Source organism: Pseudomonas sp. PA-5-4B (genome assembly GCF_021606215.1).
Classification (GTDB): domain Bacteria; phylum Pseudomonadota; class Gammaproteobacteria; order Pseudomonadales; family Pseudomonadaceae; genus Aquipseudomonas; species Aquipseudomonas edaphica.
Map to the genome: position 1 here is coordinate 1 of NZ_WKDB01000041.1, position 13,949 is coordinate 13,949.

At 61.2% G+C, this 13,949-nt stretch carries 14 protein-coding genes; 3 read left to right on the forward strand and 11 right to left on the reverse strand.

Annotated elements, in window-relative coordinates:
- Positions 1 to 326: 326 nt before the first annotated feature.
- Both GIW28_RS19650 and GIW28_RS19655 read left to right on the forward strand, forming a co-directional pair.
- On the forward strand, positions 327 to 1,973 hold the full coding sequence (locus GIW28_RS19650) for an MFS transporter (protein WP_236447829.1): 1,647 nt from the start codon (positions 327 to 329) through the stop codon (positions 1,971 to 1,973).
- Positions 1,970 to 3,118 (forward strand): HlyD family secretion protein, encoded by a 1,149-nt coding sequence (locus tag GIW28_RS19655; RefSeq protein WP_017136436.1) that lies wholly within the window; start codon positions 1,970 to 1,972, stop codon positions 3,116 to 3,118. Before GIW28_RS19650 ends, GIW28_RS19655 begins: the two co-directional genes overlap by 4 nt.
- A gap of 121 nt (positions 3,119 to 3,239) precedes the next feature.
- On the opposite strand, the gene GIW28_RS19660 is transcribed toward GIW28_RS19655, so the two are convergent.
- The 11 genes from GIW28_RS19660 to GIW28_RS30670 form a co-directional block, all read right to left on the reverse strand.
- Positions 3,240 to 4,097, reverse strand: coding sequence for an aldose 1-epimerase (locus tag GIW28_RS19660; RefSeq protein ID WP_176991373.1), 858 nt, complete (start codon positions 4,095 to 4,097; stop codon positions 3,240 to 3,242).
- Entirely contained in the window at positions 4,097 to 5,377 is a 1,281-nt protein-coding gene (locus GIW28_RS19665; RefSeq protein WP_017136438.1) for a TRAP transporter large permease, read from the reverse strand. The genes GIW28_RS19660 and GIW28_RS19665 overlap by 1 nt, the downstream gene beginning before the upstream one ends.
- Positions 5,377 to 5,904, reverse strand: a complete 528-nt coding sequence (locus tag GIW28_RS19670) for a TRAP transporter small permease (RefSeq protein WP_236447828.1) — start codon at positions 5,902 to 5,904, stop codon at positions 5,377 to 5,379. The genes GIW28_RS19665 and GIW28_RS19670 overlap by 1 nt, the downstream gene beginning before the upstream one ends.
- A 64-nt stretch (positions 5,905 to 5,968) precedes the next feature.
- On the reverse strand, positions 5,969 to 6,931 hold the full coding sequence (locus tag GIW28_RS19675) for a TRAP transporter substrate-binding protein (protein WP_236447827.1): 963 nt from the start codon (positions 6,929 to 6,931) through the stop codon (positions 5,969 to 5,971).
- 51 nt (positions 6,932 to 6,982) lie between these two features.
- Positions 6,983 to 7,858, reverse strand: a complete 876-nt coding sequence (locus GIW28_RS19680; protein WP_236447826.1) for an SMP-30/gluconolactonase/LRE family protein — start codon at positions 7,856 to 7,858, stop codon at positions 6,983 to 6,985.
- A 30-nt stretch (positions 7,859 to 7,888) separates the two neighbouring features.
- Positions 7,889 to 8,707: an NAD-dependent epimerase/dehydratase family protein gene (locus GIW28_RS19685; RefSeq protein WP_236447825.1), complete on the reverse strand. Its 819-nt coding sequence runs from the start codon at positions 8,705 to 8,707 to the stop codon at positions 7,889 to 7,891.
- A gap of 231 nt (positions 8,708 to 8,938) precedes the next feature.
- Entirely contained in the window at positions 8,939 to 10,201 is a 1,263-nt protein-coding gene (locus GIW28_RS19690; protein ID WP_026013644.1) for an OprD family porin, read from the reverse strand.
- A 243-nt stretch (positions 10,202 to 10,444) separates the two neighbouring features.
- A complete protein-coding gene (gene copD / locus GIW28_RS19695; RefSeq protein WP_236448063.1) occupies positions 10,445 to 11,302 on the reverse strand; it encodes a copper homeostasis membrane protein CopD in 858 nt (285 codons plus the stop codon).
- A 3-nt stretch (positions 11,303 to 11,305) separates the two neighbouring features.
- A complete protein-coding gene (copC, locus tag GIW28_RS19700; protein ID WP_099550007.1) occupies positions 11,306 to 11,671 on the reverse strand; it encodes a copper homeostasis periplasmic binding protein CopC in 366 nt (121 codons plus the stop codon).
- Positions 11,665 to 12,132, reverse strand: a complete 468-nt coding sequence (locus GIW28_RS19705) for a GNAT family N-acetyltransferase (RefSeq protein ID WP_017136446.1) — start codon at positions 12,130 to 12,132, stop codon at positions 11,665 to 11,667. The genes copC and GIW28_RS19705 overlap by 7 nt, the downstream gene beginning before the upstream one ends.
- 75 nt (positions 12,133 to 12,207) lie before the next feature.
- Positions 12,208 to 13,071, reverse strand: coding sequence for a sensor domain-containing diguanylate cyclase (locus tag GIW28_RS30670; protein ID WP_329606459.1), 864 nt, complete (start codon positions 13,069 to 13,071; stop codon positions 12,208 to 12,210).
- Positions 13,072 to 13,259: 188 nt separating this feature from the next.
- Here GIW28_RS30670 and GIW28_RS19720 point away from each other — a divergent pair, with 188 nt between their 5' ends.
- Positions 13,260 to 13,880, forward strand: coding sequence for a TetR/AcrR family transcriptional regulator (locus GIW28_RS19720; protein WP_017136448.1), 621 nt, complete (start codon positions 13,260 to 13,262; stop codon positions 13,878 to 13,880).
- Positions 13,881 to 13,949: the final 69 nt, after the last annotated feature.

Below are 13,949 nucleotides of genomic sequence, written 5' to 3' on the forward strand. Positions count from 1 at the left end.
ATCGTGTTTGACGGGGCGATTTCAGATCAAGATCAAAAGCGCAGATCAAAAGACCGCTGACTTCGTCATCGAAAAGGATGTAAGGGCCGGAGCAACAGCAACAGCAACAGCAGAGCCATACTCGGTCTAATGTGGGAGCTGGCTTGCCTGCGATACAGACACCTCGGTGTACCTGACACACCGAGGTGTCTGTATCGCAGGCAAGCCCGCCCCCACAGTTTTGACCATGCCCGCACGAGACATGGCAAGATGAACGCCTCTCAGGTTTACTGGTCCCTGAGTAACGGATTTACCGACCTTGCACGTCGGCTCATCAAGGTCATGCGATGGATAAATACACCCCCCACACCTGGCAACCCCACGAGCGGCCGAGCTTGCCCGGCTCGCCGTCGACGCCGCTGCACCCTACGCACAAGCGTTGGCTGTTTGCGTTGGTCGGGATCCTGGTGGCAATTACCGGCGGGCTCGGCAACGCCCTGGTGATCGCCAACCTGCAATATCTGCAAGGCGCACTGGGTGCCACCACCGCAGAAATGGCCTGGCTGCCGGCCGCCTATGTGATGACCAACGTGTGCATGAACCTGCTGCTGGTGAAGTTTCGTCAGCAGTTCGGCCTGCGCGCGTTTACCGAGGTGTTTCTGGTGCTGTATGCGCTGGTGACCTTCGGCCATTTGTTCGTCAACGACTTGAGTTCGGCGATTGCAGTGCGGGCGGCTCACGGCATGGTCGGTGCGGCGCTGAGTTCGTTGGGCTTGTACTACATGATCCAGGCGTTCCCCGCCAAGTGGCGGCTCAAAGCTCTGGTGCTGGGCTTGGGCACTGCGCAGTTGGCGCTGCCAATGGCGCGATTGTTCTCCGAAGACTTGCTGCAAATTGCCGAATGGCGCGGGCTGTACCTGTTCGAGCTGGGCATGGCGCTGATCTGTCTGGGCTGCGTATTCATGCTCAAACTGCCGCCCGGCGACCGTTTCAAAACCTTTGAAAAACTCGACTTCCTCACCTTTGCCATTCTCGCCAGCGGCGTGGCGTTGCTCTGTGCGGTGCTGTCGTTGGGGCGTATCGACTGGTGGCTGGAAGCGCCCTGGATCGGCGTGGCCTCGGCCTGTTCGCTGGTGCTGATCATGGCCGGCCTGGCCATTGAGCATAACCGCGCCAACCCGATGTTGATGACGCGTTGGCTCGGCAGCGGGGCGATGATTCGCCTGGCGCTGGCGGTGGTGCTGATTCGCATGGTGCTGTCCGAGCAGTCCACCGGCGCGGTGGGCTTTATGCAGATGTTGAACATGAGCTACCAGCAGATGCACACCCTCTACGTGGTGATGCTGGCCGGGGCGATTGCCGGGCTGGTGGTCAGCGCGCTGACGATCAACCCGGCGCACCTGCTGATGCCGTTGATCATCTCCCTGGCGCTGATGGCCACCGGCTCCGTGATGGACAGTTTCTCCAGCAACCTGACCCGCCCGCAAAACCTGTATATCAGCCAGTTCCTGCTAGGCTTTGGCGGCACCTTCTTCCTGGGGCCAACCATGGTGCTGGGCACAAAAAACGTATTGACCAACCCGCGCAACCTGGTGAGCTTCTCGGTGATGTTCGGCATCTGCCAGAACCTCGGCGGCCTGATTGGCGCGGCGTTGCTGGGCACGTTTCAGATCGTGCGCGAGAAATACCACTCCAGCATGATCGTCGAACACCTGACCCTGCTGGACCCACGCGTGGCGGCACGGGTGCAGAGCGGCGGCTCGGCCTATGGCGGCGTAATCGCCGACCCGGAACTGCGCAACCTCATGGGCATTCGCAGCCTGGCCACGGCGGCCACGCGTGAGGCGAATGTGATGGCCTACAACGACGTATTCATGCTGATCGCGATCATCGCGATCCTCACCATGCTCTGGATCTTCACCCGCAGCCTGTGGCTGATGAGTACCACCAAAGCAGCAGCCCCTCCCGTTCAACCCAGCGGCGTTACTTCATGACCGAAACCACCACCACGACCACGACCAACGCCATCGCCTCCACTCCGGAAGGCACGCCACCACCGGGCTCGACCGTCACGGAGCCGCGCTCGCTGCGAGTGCGCATCATCTCATCGCTGGGTTTTGCCGCGATTGCCATCGTCGGTGTGTTGATCGTGCTGTATGCCTGGCAATTGCCACCCTTCAGCAGTGCGGTGGAAACCACCGAGAACGCCCTGGTGCGCGGCCAAGTGACGATTATCGGCCCGCAACTGAGTGGCTACGTGTATGAAGTGCCGGTGCAGGACTTCCAGTACGTCAAGGCCGGCGACCTGCTGGTGCGCCTGGATGACCGCATCTACAAGCAGCGTCTTGACCAGGCGCTGGCGCAATTGGCAGTACAGAAAGCCTCCTTGGCCAATGTGGTGCAGCAGCGCAACAGCGCCGAAGCCACCATCAAACTGCGCCAGGCCGCGCTGGTGGACAGCCAGGCCCAGGCGCGCAAAAGCACCGCCGACTTGCGCCGCAATGAAGAGTTGATCAGCGATGGTTCAGTGTCCAAGCGCGAGTTGGACGTGACCCGCGCCGCGAATGCGCAGACCGTCGCGGCGGTGGCTCAGGCCCAGGCCAACCTGGAAATCGCCCGTCAGGACCTGCAAACCGTGATCGTCAATCGTGGTTCCCTCGAAGCGGCGGTGGCCAGTGCCGATGCGGCCGTGGAGCTGGCGCGTATCGACCTGTCCAACACCCGCATCATTGCGCCGCGTGACGGCCAGTTGGGGCAGATCGGTGTGCGCCTGGGCGCCTACGTCAACTCCGGCGCGCAGTTGATGGCGCTGGTGCCGCCGCAGTTGTGGGTGATCGCCAACATGAAAGAAACCCAGATGGACAATGTGCAGGTCGGCCAGCCGGTGACGTTCACCGTGGACGCGCTCAACCACCGCAAGTTTCACGGCACGGTGCAGCATATTTCCCCGGCGACCGGCTCGGAGTTCAGCCTGTTGCAGGCGGATAACGCCACCGGCAACTTTGTGAAGATCGCGCAGCGGGTGCCGGTGCGGATTACGGTGGACCCGGATCAGGCCGAGAGCGAGCGCCTGCGGCCGGGGTTGTCGGTGGTGGTGAGTATCGACACGGCGGGTCGCCTGAAAAACAGCCCGCCTTGACACCATGCGGATCAAAAATGTGGGAGCTGGCTTGCCTGCGATAGCGGTTTGTCAGGTCCAGGTGTGCAGGCTGACACACCGCCATCGCGGGCAAGCCCGGCTCCCACAGGGTTTTGTGGGGTTACAAAGGTTGGTATTTCAGGGTGAAATTGAGGTGAGTTGACTGGCCGTTTTCCAGCAGCTTCAGGCCGGGCCTGCCCGGCAGGTGATGCGCATTCACCGGATGACTCACCGGCTCGATGCAAAAGAACCCCAACCCCGGCGGGCAGAACAGCAGGAAGTAATCGGCGCCGCTGGCCTGGCATTCCAGTGCATAGCCCAGCTCCGGCTGTTCGATGCGGCAACGCCCGTCCCACTGGCAAAACCCATTGTCCACCAGGCCTTGCGGCAGCCCCTTGAGCTGAGTGAAATCCCATTCGGCCGGCACCGGCGCCAGCCCGGTTGGCAGCTTGGACGCATCGCTCATCCACACCTGATCGGCCTTGGCCTGCAACCGCGTGCCGGGCCTTCGTGGCAAATACGGATGCAATCCCAAGCCATGCCACGCGGCTTTTTCGGCCAGATGCGTTACGCGCAACTCGATACTCAGTTCGCCGCCACGTAAGCGAAACCGCTGCTCGGCGCGATAGGCAAACGGCGTGTCGCACACCACCTCCAGCACCACTTCATCCGCCGTCTGGCTTACCACCTGCCACGCCTGTTGCCAGGCCGAACCGTGAATCGGCAGCGGGTCGAGCGGGCTGTTGGGCGTGAGTGCCAGCCAGCCGCTGGGGTTGTCGAAACCGCCGTGGGCAACTCGATTGGACCATGGCGCCAGCGGGTAACACGCCAGCTTGCCCGGCAGCCCAGTGTTCAGCGCAGCTTCGTCGCTATGGCGCAACAGCGGCTGCCCGGTCGCGCGCACCGTCCAGTTGACGAGGCTGCCACCCACGGCCGGGGCGAGGGTGAGATGGGTCAGGCTGTCTTCCAGTTCAATCATCAGAGCACCAGCCCGGGAAGCCACAGGGACAACGCGGGAATGTAAGTCACTGCCATCAATATCAGGAACAGTACCGCATAAAACGGCAGCAGCGCCGTCACGGTTTTCTCGATACTGACCTTGCCCACCGCCGCACCCACAAACAGCACCGCACCCACGGGTGGAGTGATCAGGCCGATCCCGAGGTTCACCAGCATGATCATGCCGAAGTGCACCGGGTCCACGCCAATACCGAGGATCACCGGCAGCAGAATCGGGGTGAGGATCAAGATCAGCGGCGCCATGTCCATCACGGTGCCGAGCAACAGCAGCATCACGTTGATGCACATCAGGATCACGTAGCGGTTGTCCGACAGGGTCAGGAACAGCGTGGTGATTTTTGCCGGGATCTGCATCAGGGTCATGATGTAGCCGAAGCTGGCGGCGAAGGCGATCAGGATCATCACAATGGAAATGGTGCGCACCGTGCGGTGCATCAGCTTGGGCAGCTCACGCCATTTGTAGTCGCGATAGATGAACATGGTCACGAAAAATGCCCACAACACCGCAATCGCGGCCGACTCGGTGGCAGTGAAAATGCCCGAGAGGATGCCACCCAGGATGATCACCATGGCCATCAAGCCCCAGAGCGCGTCGGCGCAGATCTTCAGCGCTTGTTTAAGCGGGATGACCTCGCCCTTGGGGTAGTTGCGCTTTTTCGCGAAGATCAGGCACAGCACCATCAGGCATGCACTCATCAGCAGCCCCGGCACCACGCCGGCCATGAACAATGAGGCAATCGAGACCGTGCCGCCGGCCGCCAGGGAGTAGAGCACCGAGTTATGGCTGGGCGGCGTCAGCAAGGCTTGCACCGAGCCGCTGACAGTGACGGCGGTAGAGAACTCACGCGGGTAGCCACGGCGCTCCATTTCCGGGATCAACACCGAACCGACCGAGGCGGTATCGGCCACCGACGAGCCGGAAATCGCGCCAAAAAACGTCGACGCCACGATGTTCACCAACGACAGGCCGCCGCGCACAAACCCCACCAGCACCCCGGCAAACGCGACCAGGCGGCGTGACATGCCGCCCTCGGCCATGATCGCTCCGGCCAGCACAAAGAACGGAATCGCCATCAGCGAAAACTTGTTCACCCCGCCCGCAACCTGAATCATCAAGGCCTGGAACGGGATGTCGATCCACCACGCGCCGATCAGCGCCGACAGCCCGAGGGCGTAGGCCACCGGCATGCCGATCAGGATCAAGGCGATAAAACTGCCCAGCAGCATCAATGCGTCCATCAGGCAGCCCCTTCGTTTTCTTCAACCAGATCAAAGCGCACCACGCGGCGCTGGCTCTGGTCACCGAGCAAAAGTTTTTCCAGCACGAACACCAGCGTCAGCAGCCCGCCGATCGGGATCGGCATATAGGTGATGCCCACGCGCAGGGTGGGGATCGCACTCATGAACTGGTTCCAGGTGGACAGGCACAGCTTGCTGCCCCAGACGGTCATGAACAGGCAGATGGTGGCCATCAGCAGTTGCGTGATAACGCCGACGATTTGCCGTTGGCGCGCTGGCAGGCGGTCAGTAACTACGGCCACCGCCATATGCGCGCCGGCACGGTAACTGGCCGCCGCGCCGACAAAAGTGAACACCAGCATCAGCAGGATGGCGGTGGGCTCCGGCCAGCTTGCGCCGGTGCCGAGGATGTAGCGGGCGAAGATGCCCCAGGGGATGATCAGCGCGACCCCGAGCACCGAGAGGCCGGCGACCCAGATGCAGGTCATGTAAATGCGGTCGTTGATGCGCAGCACTAAATTCTTCATGGCGTTCACCGTAACCGGGCGCGTCGATGCCGACCGCGCCGGGCCTGACTAAAGGGAAGGGTGATTACTCGACCGCGTCGATGCGCTTGATGATGTCGGCGTAAGCCGCACCGTACTTGGTGCGAACCGCTGCGGTGGCGTCATAGAAGGGTTTTTTGTCGACGGTGATGAACTCGACGCCGGCCTTCTTGAGCTTTTCCTCGCTGCTGGCGGACTTGGCGTCCCACAGCGCGCGCTCATCGGCCTGGGCGGCCTTGGCGGCTTTTTTCACCAGGTCTTGCTGGGCGGGCGTGAGTTTGTTCCAGGTGATCTTCGACATCACGATGGGTTCGGGCAGGATCAGGTGCTCGGTGAGGGTGTAGAACTTGGCGTTCTGGAAGTGGTTGTGCTCCAGCATCGTCGGCGGGTTGTTTTCCGCGCCGTCGATCACGCCGGTCTGCAAGGCACTGAAGATTTCGCCGGTGTCCATGGCAATGCCGTTGGCGCCCATCGCGTTGAAGGCTTCGATGAAGATCGGGTTGCCCTGTACACGAATTTTCATGCCCTTGAGGTCTTCGATCTTGCGCACCGGCTTCTTGGTGTAGAGGTTGCGCGTGCCACCGTCCATCCAGGCCAGGGCCACCAGGCCGAACTCGGAGTCGGTGATTTTGGCGAGGATTTCATCGCCGATCTCGCCGTCGATGATTTTGCGCATATGCGCCTGGTCGCGGAACACGAACGGCAAGTTGAACACGTTCACGTCCGGCACCACTGGCCCGACGATGCCGAGGCTGACGCGGGTCATCTGCACCGCACCGACCTGGGCCTGTTCTACCACTTCTTTTTCGGAACCCAGCACACCGCCCGGGAAGTATTTGAAGGTCAGTTCGCCGTTACTTGCCTGAGTCAGGGCCTTGCCCATGTTCTGTTCAGCGACGACGGTGGGGTAGCCGGCGGGATGGATGTCGGCGAATTTGATTTCCAGCGCGTGGGCGGCGGTACTGAGGGTAAAGAATGCAGCGGCGAGCAAAGTGCGTTTGAAGTCCATGGGGTGTCACTCCTGTCTTATTGTTGTTGTATTCAAGGCACAGCGATGCAGCTAGAGGGTGAACGTGGGCTCCGGCAATCCGCTGACGCCGGGGTTGAGGGCAAACACGCCGCCCGCGACCGACTGCTCACTGTGGTCATCACGAATCGAGGTGACGAACAAGGTGTCCAGCCGGCTGCCGCCGAAGGCGCACATGGTGGGTTTTTTGACCGGCACGCTGAGGGAGCGGTCCAGACGGCCATCCGGGGTGAAGCGGTGAACCAGCCCCGCGTCGTTGGCGCAGATCCAGTAGCAACCCTCGGCGTCGACTGCCGCGCCATCGGGGCGCCCGAGGAATTGATGCATGTCGACAAATACCCGGCGGTTGGATGGCGTGCCGGTGTCGATGTCGTAATCGAACGCCCAGACCTGCTGCACCAGCGGGTGTGAATCCGAGGCGTACATCGTGCGGCCGTCCGGGCTGAACGCCAGGCCATTGAGGGTGATGAACCCGTTCAGTTGCGCATGCGGCGCGGCGCCTGACGCATAGCGGTACAGGGTGCCTTCGGCCGCATTCAGGCCCATGTTCAGCACCATGCTGCCAGCCCAGAAACGGCCCTGGCGATCGCAGCGGCCATCGTTGAGGCGCATGTCCGGGCGTGGGTGCTCGATGCTCGCCAGAGGCGTGGTGTCGAGGCTGCCGTCGTTATGCGGGGTGAGTTGGAAAAACCCGCTTTCCATGCCCGCGAGCCAATTGCCCGCGTCGGTGCGGGCAATACAGGCGAGCATCTGCGGGGCTTTCCAGGCGGCGACGTGGCCGGTGGCGGCGTCCCAGCGTTGCAGGCCACCGTTGGGGATGTCCACCCAGTACAGCGCGTTTTCCTGCGGCACCCACACTGGGCATTCACCCACGGCATTGCGGGCGTCGACGATCAGTTCAGCGGTCATGGCAACTCATTCCCTTGGGTTGATGTACGTTCAGTCACCAAACGGCCCCGCCGCGCAGAACGCGCCGCCCTGGTAGACCGCGGCCGGGTCATCGGCGGCCACTGGCGGCTGGGTTTCGACCTTGGTGCGGAACACCTCGGAGCTGTCCTTGGGCACAAAACCCAGGTGCGCGGCGTAGCGGTTGTCCCACCAGGTGTCGAGGTTATCCGACATGCCGTAGACCACGGTGTGGCCGACATTGGGCGTGTACAGCGCGCGCTCGAGCAGTTGGGTCAGGTCATCGAAACTCAACCAGGTGTGCATCATCCTGCGGTTCTGGGGTTCCGGGAACGAGGAGCCGATGCGGATGCTCACGGTCTCGATGCCGTAGCGGTCGAAGTAGAAGCTGGCCATGTCTTCGCCGTAGGATTTGGATAAGCCGTAGTAGCTGTCCGGGCGACGTGGGGAGTGGGCGTCGATGTGTTCGTCTTGCTTGTAAAAGCCGATCACATGGTTGGAGCTGGCGAAGATCACGCGTTTCACGCCATGGCGGCGGGCGGCTTCGTAGATATGGAAAACACCGCTGATGTTTGCGCCCAGCACTTCTTCGAAAGAGCGCTCCACCGACACACCGCCGAAGTGCAGGATGGCATCGACGCCTTCCACCAGTTGGTGCACAGCCTGTTTGTCGGCCAGGTCACAGGGTTGCACTTCTTCGAACTCACCGGCCGCCGGGGCCATGTTGGCGATGTCCGACAGGCGCAATACCTGGGCATAAGGCCGCATGCGTTCGCGCAAGACTTTGCCCAGGCCGCCGGCAGCACCGGTAAGCAGCAGGCGGTTGAAGGGAGCAGGCGTGGTGGTGGTCATGGGAATTCCATTGTTGTTGTAGGTTGTCGTATGACTTGGCGGAAGTATCGTTTTGGACTCCCTGGGTTGTCAACGCCCTTGCAGGCAAGTGATGCTCAAAAGGTGGGAGCTGGCTTGCCTGCGATTGCGGTCGGCTAACTGACATTTCTTTTGCTGATCCTGCGCTATCGCAGGCAAGCCAGCTCCCACACAAGCGGGCTGCTACACATGTCAGTGCCTGCAGGGAGCGCGTTACAGCAACGAGATCGGGTAGCTGACAAAGATCCGATTCTCATCAAACTCGTTGTTGCTGAAATCCCGACGCATGGTCGAGTTGCGCCAGCGCACATTCAAATCCTTCAGTGTGCCGCTCTGCACCGTGTAGGCCAGCTCCGACTCGCGGCCCCATTCCTTGCCGTCGGTGATGGCGCCAGTGTGTACGTTATTGCCGCTGATATACCGGTTCATCATGGTCAGCCCCGGAATGCCGAGTACCACGAAGTTGAAGTCATGGCGTATCTGCCAGGATTTTTCCTTGGCATTGTCGTAGCTGGCGTTGTAGCTATCGTTGGCCAGGGTGCCGCCGCTGGTGCCGTTGACCCTCATCCACAGGCTGTCGCCGGTGAGTTTTTGCAGGCCGACATAGAAGGCGTTGCCTTTGTATTTGGCCGAGAGCAGGGCGGAGTAGGTTTTGTTATCGAGGTTGCCGGCCAGGGCGCTGCCGTCCTCCTTGCCATTAAAGAACCCCAGGTTGGCGCCAAACGTCCAGTCGCCGACCGGCTGGCTGTGGGTCAGGTTCAGGTATTGCTGCTGGTAGATGTCGGTGAGTTCGGCGTACCACACGCCGACCTGGGTGCGTTTGTCGTTGAAGGTGTATTCGCCGCCGCCGAAGTTGAAACGGTCCGAGGTGAACGCGGCTTTGCCGTTCATGAACATGTCTTCCATGCTCCCATCGTTGCGTGGGCTATTGCCGCGAAATTGCCCGCCGTAGAGCGTCAGCCCGGCGATTTCATTGGAGGTTACCTGGCCGCCACGAAAGGTCTGCGGCAAGGAGCGGCCGTCGTCCGAGCGCAGGATCGGCAGCACGGGCATCCATTCGCCAACTTTCAGTTCGGTTTTGGACAGCCGGGTTTTCAGTGCCACGCCCAGGCGTCCGAAATTGTCGGCAGGGCGGCCATCTCTGTCGAGCGGCAACAGTTGGGTGCCGCCGGTGCCTTTACCGCCATCGAGCTTCTGAGAATACAGGCCGAGTACGTCAATCCCGAAGCCCACGGTGCCTTGGGTAAAGCCGGATTTGGCGTCGAGAATGAAGTTCTGCGTCCATTCTTCGGCCTTGGCCTGTGGGTACGTGGGGTTGGTGAAATTGCGATTGAAGTAGGCATTGCGCAGGTTGAGCGTGGCTTTGGCATCGTCGATAAAACCTTCTGCCTGGGCGCTGAGGGGCAGGGCGAGTGCCAGGCTGCTGAGGCTGATAAGACCGAGACGCGAGGAGGAATTGCGGGCGAATTGAGGCACAGTGAAGCTCCCTTCCATTTTGTTGTTTTTATTATTTGTTATACGTTGTCGTACAACATTGCGAGGGATATTTGCGGGGTTTTCGGGGGCTGTCAAGCAGAAGTTATACGATGACCAAGTGCGCATCGATGAAAAGCGGGCACGGTCCATGTGGGAGCTGGCTTGCCTGCGATGGCATCGACGCGGTGTAACTGTGGGGCCGCGGTGTCTGCATCGCAGGCAAGCCTGCTCCCACAGAGATCTTCAGCCGGCCATCACCATCGGTGGCAAGGTGCCCAGCAGGGACACCGCGGCTACTGCTGCAATACCCAGCAACCATTCGAGCATCACACTGGCTTTCAAACTGCCCACTCGCTCCTCACAGCGCTCGATACGCAACCGGTTCAACAGCGCCAGCGCCAACATACCCAGCACAAGCAGCACCTTGATCAACAGAATCAGCGCAAACCCGTTAAACAGCGGCGTGGGCCACAGCTGCCCGGTCAGCACGCGAACATTGATCAAACCCGTTACCAGCAAACCGGCAACCAGGCCATAACCCACGCCGCTGAAGCGCTTGAGGATCGGCTCCAGCGCAGGCTTTGGCGACAGCCGCAGAATCAGCACCAGCAGCAACAACCCGCCCAGCCAGGCGCCGACGCACACCAGGTGCACCACTTGATTGAGGATCAGCAATTGGCCGCTCAGCCCATTGAGCATGGCGCCATGGCCGACCGGTGCCAGCGTCGCCAGCAGCAGTGCGGTCAACGGCAGGCGCAAGGCCGGCCGGGGTTTGAGCAACACCACTACCAGCAGCAGGTTCAGCAACAGATGCCAGACCCACACCTGGCCGAAAAAGGTTTTGCCCAGCACCAACTGCACGGTGGCCGGTTGCAGCGCCGCGTCCCAGCTGCCCGCCATGCTGGCGGTGATCAACAGCAGCCAGGCCACGCCGGAGAACAACCCCAGCCAGGCCAGGGCGCGGGTGATGCGCAGCAGTTGCCGGTCGAGTGCCGGTTGCACTTCGTTGCCCAGCAGCCAGGGCCTGAAGGCACAGGCCCCGAACATCAACAGCACGACGATGAAATGCACGAAGCGGCACAGCACCAGCAGGGTTGCCATGGGTTATTGGCCGACCTTGAAGCTGTATTCACCGTTGCTCTTGTGGGTGTCGACCGAGACGGCGTTCCACACCACTTTGTAGTTGCCGGCGGCCAGCGGCGCGGCGGGTGTGACCACCAGGGTTTTCTTGTCGGCGTCCGGGGTTTCCAGGCCTTTGATGGCGAGTTCGGTGCCGTCTTTGCTCAGGGACACTTTGGTGAAGGTGGCCTCGACGCCTTCGCTGAAGGTCAGGCGCAGGTCGGCGGGCGCAGCAACCGTGCTGTCTGCCGCCGGTGTCGAACTTTTGAGATGGGCGTGGGCAAATGCCGCAGAGGCGCCCAGCAGGGAAGCGAGCAGGGTGACAGTGGTGAGGGCTTTCTTGATCAGCATTGTTCAGTACCTTCAAGTGAGTGAGTCGGTAATGCCATGTGCAACAAGGGAAAGGGTTTGCCTTCGCCATCCAGCGGCGAGCGCGCGACCTGGATAAAACCATAATGCAGATAGAAACCCACAGCCTGCGGGTTTTGTTCGTTGACGTCCACGGTCAGCGTGTCATGACGGGCGCGGGCGTGGTCGAGCAATTGGCGGCCGACGCCCTGGCCGCGGCGCTCGGGGTCGATAAACAGCATTTCGACGTTATGCCCGCCAGTGCCGATAAAACCGGCGATACCGTGGTGGTCTTCATACACCCACACGTCGAGGGCCGGCATTGGCAGGTAGGCGTCGCGCACCAGCGGCAGCAAACGCTGGATGTCGTCCTCGGGGAGGAAGTCATGGGTGGCTCGCACCGAGCGCTCCCACAGTGCGCCCAGCACCGGGTCGTCGGCGGCCACGCGAGGTCGAATAGTCATTGCAATGATCCTTCAAGTGGACCGCGATCCTAACCAATCCGTTTTTGGCGGGAAAGGTTCGCGTAGGAAGTTTCATCACTCGGCGGCCAACCGCAGCCTTTTTATCCTGTACATATCGCTGTCTGCGTGGCTGAGCAGGGTATCGGCGTCTGCACCGTCGGCCGGATAAAACGCCACGCCCACACTGCACGACGGCATCTTGACCGAGCCAAACTCAGCGCCCAGCGGCTCGGCCATGGCCGCGAGAATTTGCGCGACTTTGGCGCTAACCGTTTCGTGTGACTGCACATCGGTCAGCAACACCGTGAATTCGTCGCCGCCCATGCGCGCCACCAGGTCGCTGTCACGCACGCAGCGTTCCAGCCGCCGTGCAATCACGCAGAGCACGCGATCGCCCACCGCGTGGCCATGCACATCGTTGATGCCCTTGAAGTCATTGACGTCCAGAAACAGCAACGCCAGCCGGGTGTTATGACGCTGTGCGGTGTGCAGGGCCGACGCCAGGCCATCGTTGAACAACGAGCGGTTGGTGAGCGCCGTCAGCGGGTCATGGTGGGCGAGGAAGCGCAGTTCCTCCTCGGCCTGGGTGAGCGCCGTCACGTCGCGCGCCACGCCGATGCGCGCGCCGACTTCTTCGGACCAGAACGCTGCCCACAGGATGTGCACCACGCTGCCATCCTTGCGCAGATAACGGTTGCGAAAATCCACATGGGGCCGGCCATTCATGACCCGCACAATCGAAGCCCGCGTGCGTGCCAGGTCTTCGGGGTGCATGTAGTCGGTAATGGGGGTGCCGGTCAGTTCGTCGGCGCGGTAACCGAGCAGGGCTTCGCAGGCATCGCTGACAAACACGATCAGGTTGTCACTGTCGACCACGAAGACCGTGTCCAGCATCAGGTGGATCAATTTCGGGTAGAGGGCGTGCAGGTCAACGGCCATAGGTCAGGGGTGTCCGGTTCAGATGCGCCGATCATAGCTCGATCACGCAGGCTGACGCCTTGGAATACTGCGGGCTTTGAAGCGCTGGCGCCGATCTGGCGATCAATGGCGTGTAGCCTAATGAGGCGGTTCATGATGTGATGGTTGAAAATGAATTGTATTTAAAAGTGACTGGGGCTCCATCATCCATGGGCAATCACAAGATCGGTATCCGGCGCAGCAACGTCGAGAAAATCCTGCTGGCGGCAGAGAAAGTCTTTGCCGAGAAGGGCTATGGCAGCACCGCCATGGCCGATATTGCCGAAGAAGTGCAACTGCCGCGCTCCAACCTGCATTACTACTTCAGCACCAAAAGCGAGCTGTACAGCGCCGTGCTGTTTGACCTGCTGGACCTGTGGAAGCAAGACGCCCTGAGCTTTGAAACCTTCGATGACCCGCGCGTGGTGCTCAGCAGTTACATCCGCGCCAAGATGCAGCGCTCACGCACGCGGCCGCATGGTTCGAAAGTCTGGGCGAATGAAATCATCCACGGCGCGCCGACCCTCGGCGAGGCGCTGGATGAAAGCCTGTACGACTGGGCCAAGATGAAAGAGGCGAAAATTCGTCAGTGGGTGGAGGACAAACGCATCCTGCCAGTGGAGCCGTCAAGCCTGTTGTATATGATTTGGGCCTCGACCCAGCACTATGCGGACTTTGATCACCAGGTGAAGATCTTGAATGATCACCAGCCGTTGTCGGACAGGCAGTTCGAGAAGGCAATCCAGACGGTGACCAGTGTGATTTTGCGTGGGATTGGCTTGGAGCCTTGATGATCGTTCCCACGCTCTGCGTGGGAATGCCTCACTGGACGCTCTGCGTCCGCTCTTGGGACGCGGAGC

Excerpts from the sequence above, each read along its gene's own strand:
- GIW28_RS19655 (WP_017136436.1), top strand. The coding sequence starts at position 1,970 with ATGACCGAAACCACCACCACGACCACGACCAACGCCATCGCCTCCACT.
- GIW28_RS19705 (WP_017136446.1), bottom strand. The coding sequence starts at position 12,132 with ATGACTATTCGACCTCGCGTGGCCGCCGACGACCCGGTGCTGGGCGCA.
- GIW28_RS19680 (WP_236447826.1), bottom strand. The coding sequence starts at position 7,858 with ATGACCGCTGAACTGATCGTCGACGCCCGCAATGCCGTGGGTGAATGC.
- GIW28_RS19720 (WP_017136448.1), top strand. The coding sequence starts at position 13,260 with ATGGGCAATCACAAGATCGGTATCCGGCGCAGCAACGTCGAGAAAATC.
- GIW28_RS19650 (WP_236447829.1), top strand. The coding sequence starts at position 327 with ATGGATAAATACACCCCCCACACCTGGCAACCCCACGAGCGGCCGAGC.
- GIW28_RS19660 (WP_176991373.1), bottom strand. The coding sequence starts at position 4,097 with ATGATTGAACTGGAAGACAGCCTGACCCATCTCACCCTCGCCCCGGCC.
- copD (WP_236448063.1), bottom strand. The coding sequence starts at position 11,302 with ATGGCAACCCTGCTGGTGCTGTGCCGCTTCGTGCATTTCATCGTCGTG.
- copC (WP_099550007.1), bottom strand. The coding sequence starts at position 11,671 with ATGCTGATCAAGAAAGCCCTCACCACTGTCACCCTGCTCGCTTCCCTG.
- GIW28_RS30670 (WP_329606459.1), bottom strand. The coding sequence starts at position 13,071 with ATGGCCGTTGACCTGCACGCCCTCTACCCGAAATTGATCCACCTGATG.
- GIW28_RS19670 (WP_236447828.1), bottom strand. The coding sequence starts at position 5,904 with ATGAAGAATTTAGTGCTGCGCATCAACGACCGCATTTACATGACCTGC.
- GIW28_RS19685 (WP_236447825.1), bottom strand. The coding sequence starts at position 8,707 with ATGACCACCACCACGCCTGCTCCCTTCAACCGCCTGCTGCTTACCGGT.
- GIW28_RS19665 (WP_017136438.1), bottom strand. The coding sequence starts at position 5,377 with ATGGACGCATTGATGCTGCTGGGCAGTTTTATCGCCTTGATCCTGATC.
- GIW28_RS19675 (WP_236447827.1), bottom strand. The coding sequence starts at position 6,931 with ATGGACTTCAAACGCACTTTGCTCGCCGCTGCATTCTTTACCCTCAGT.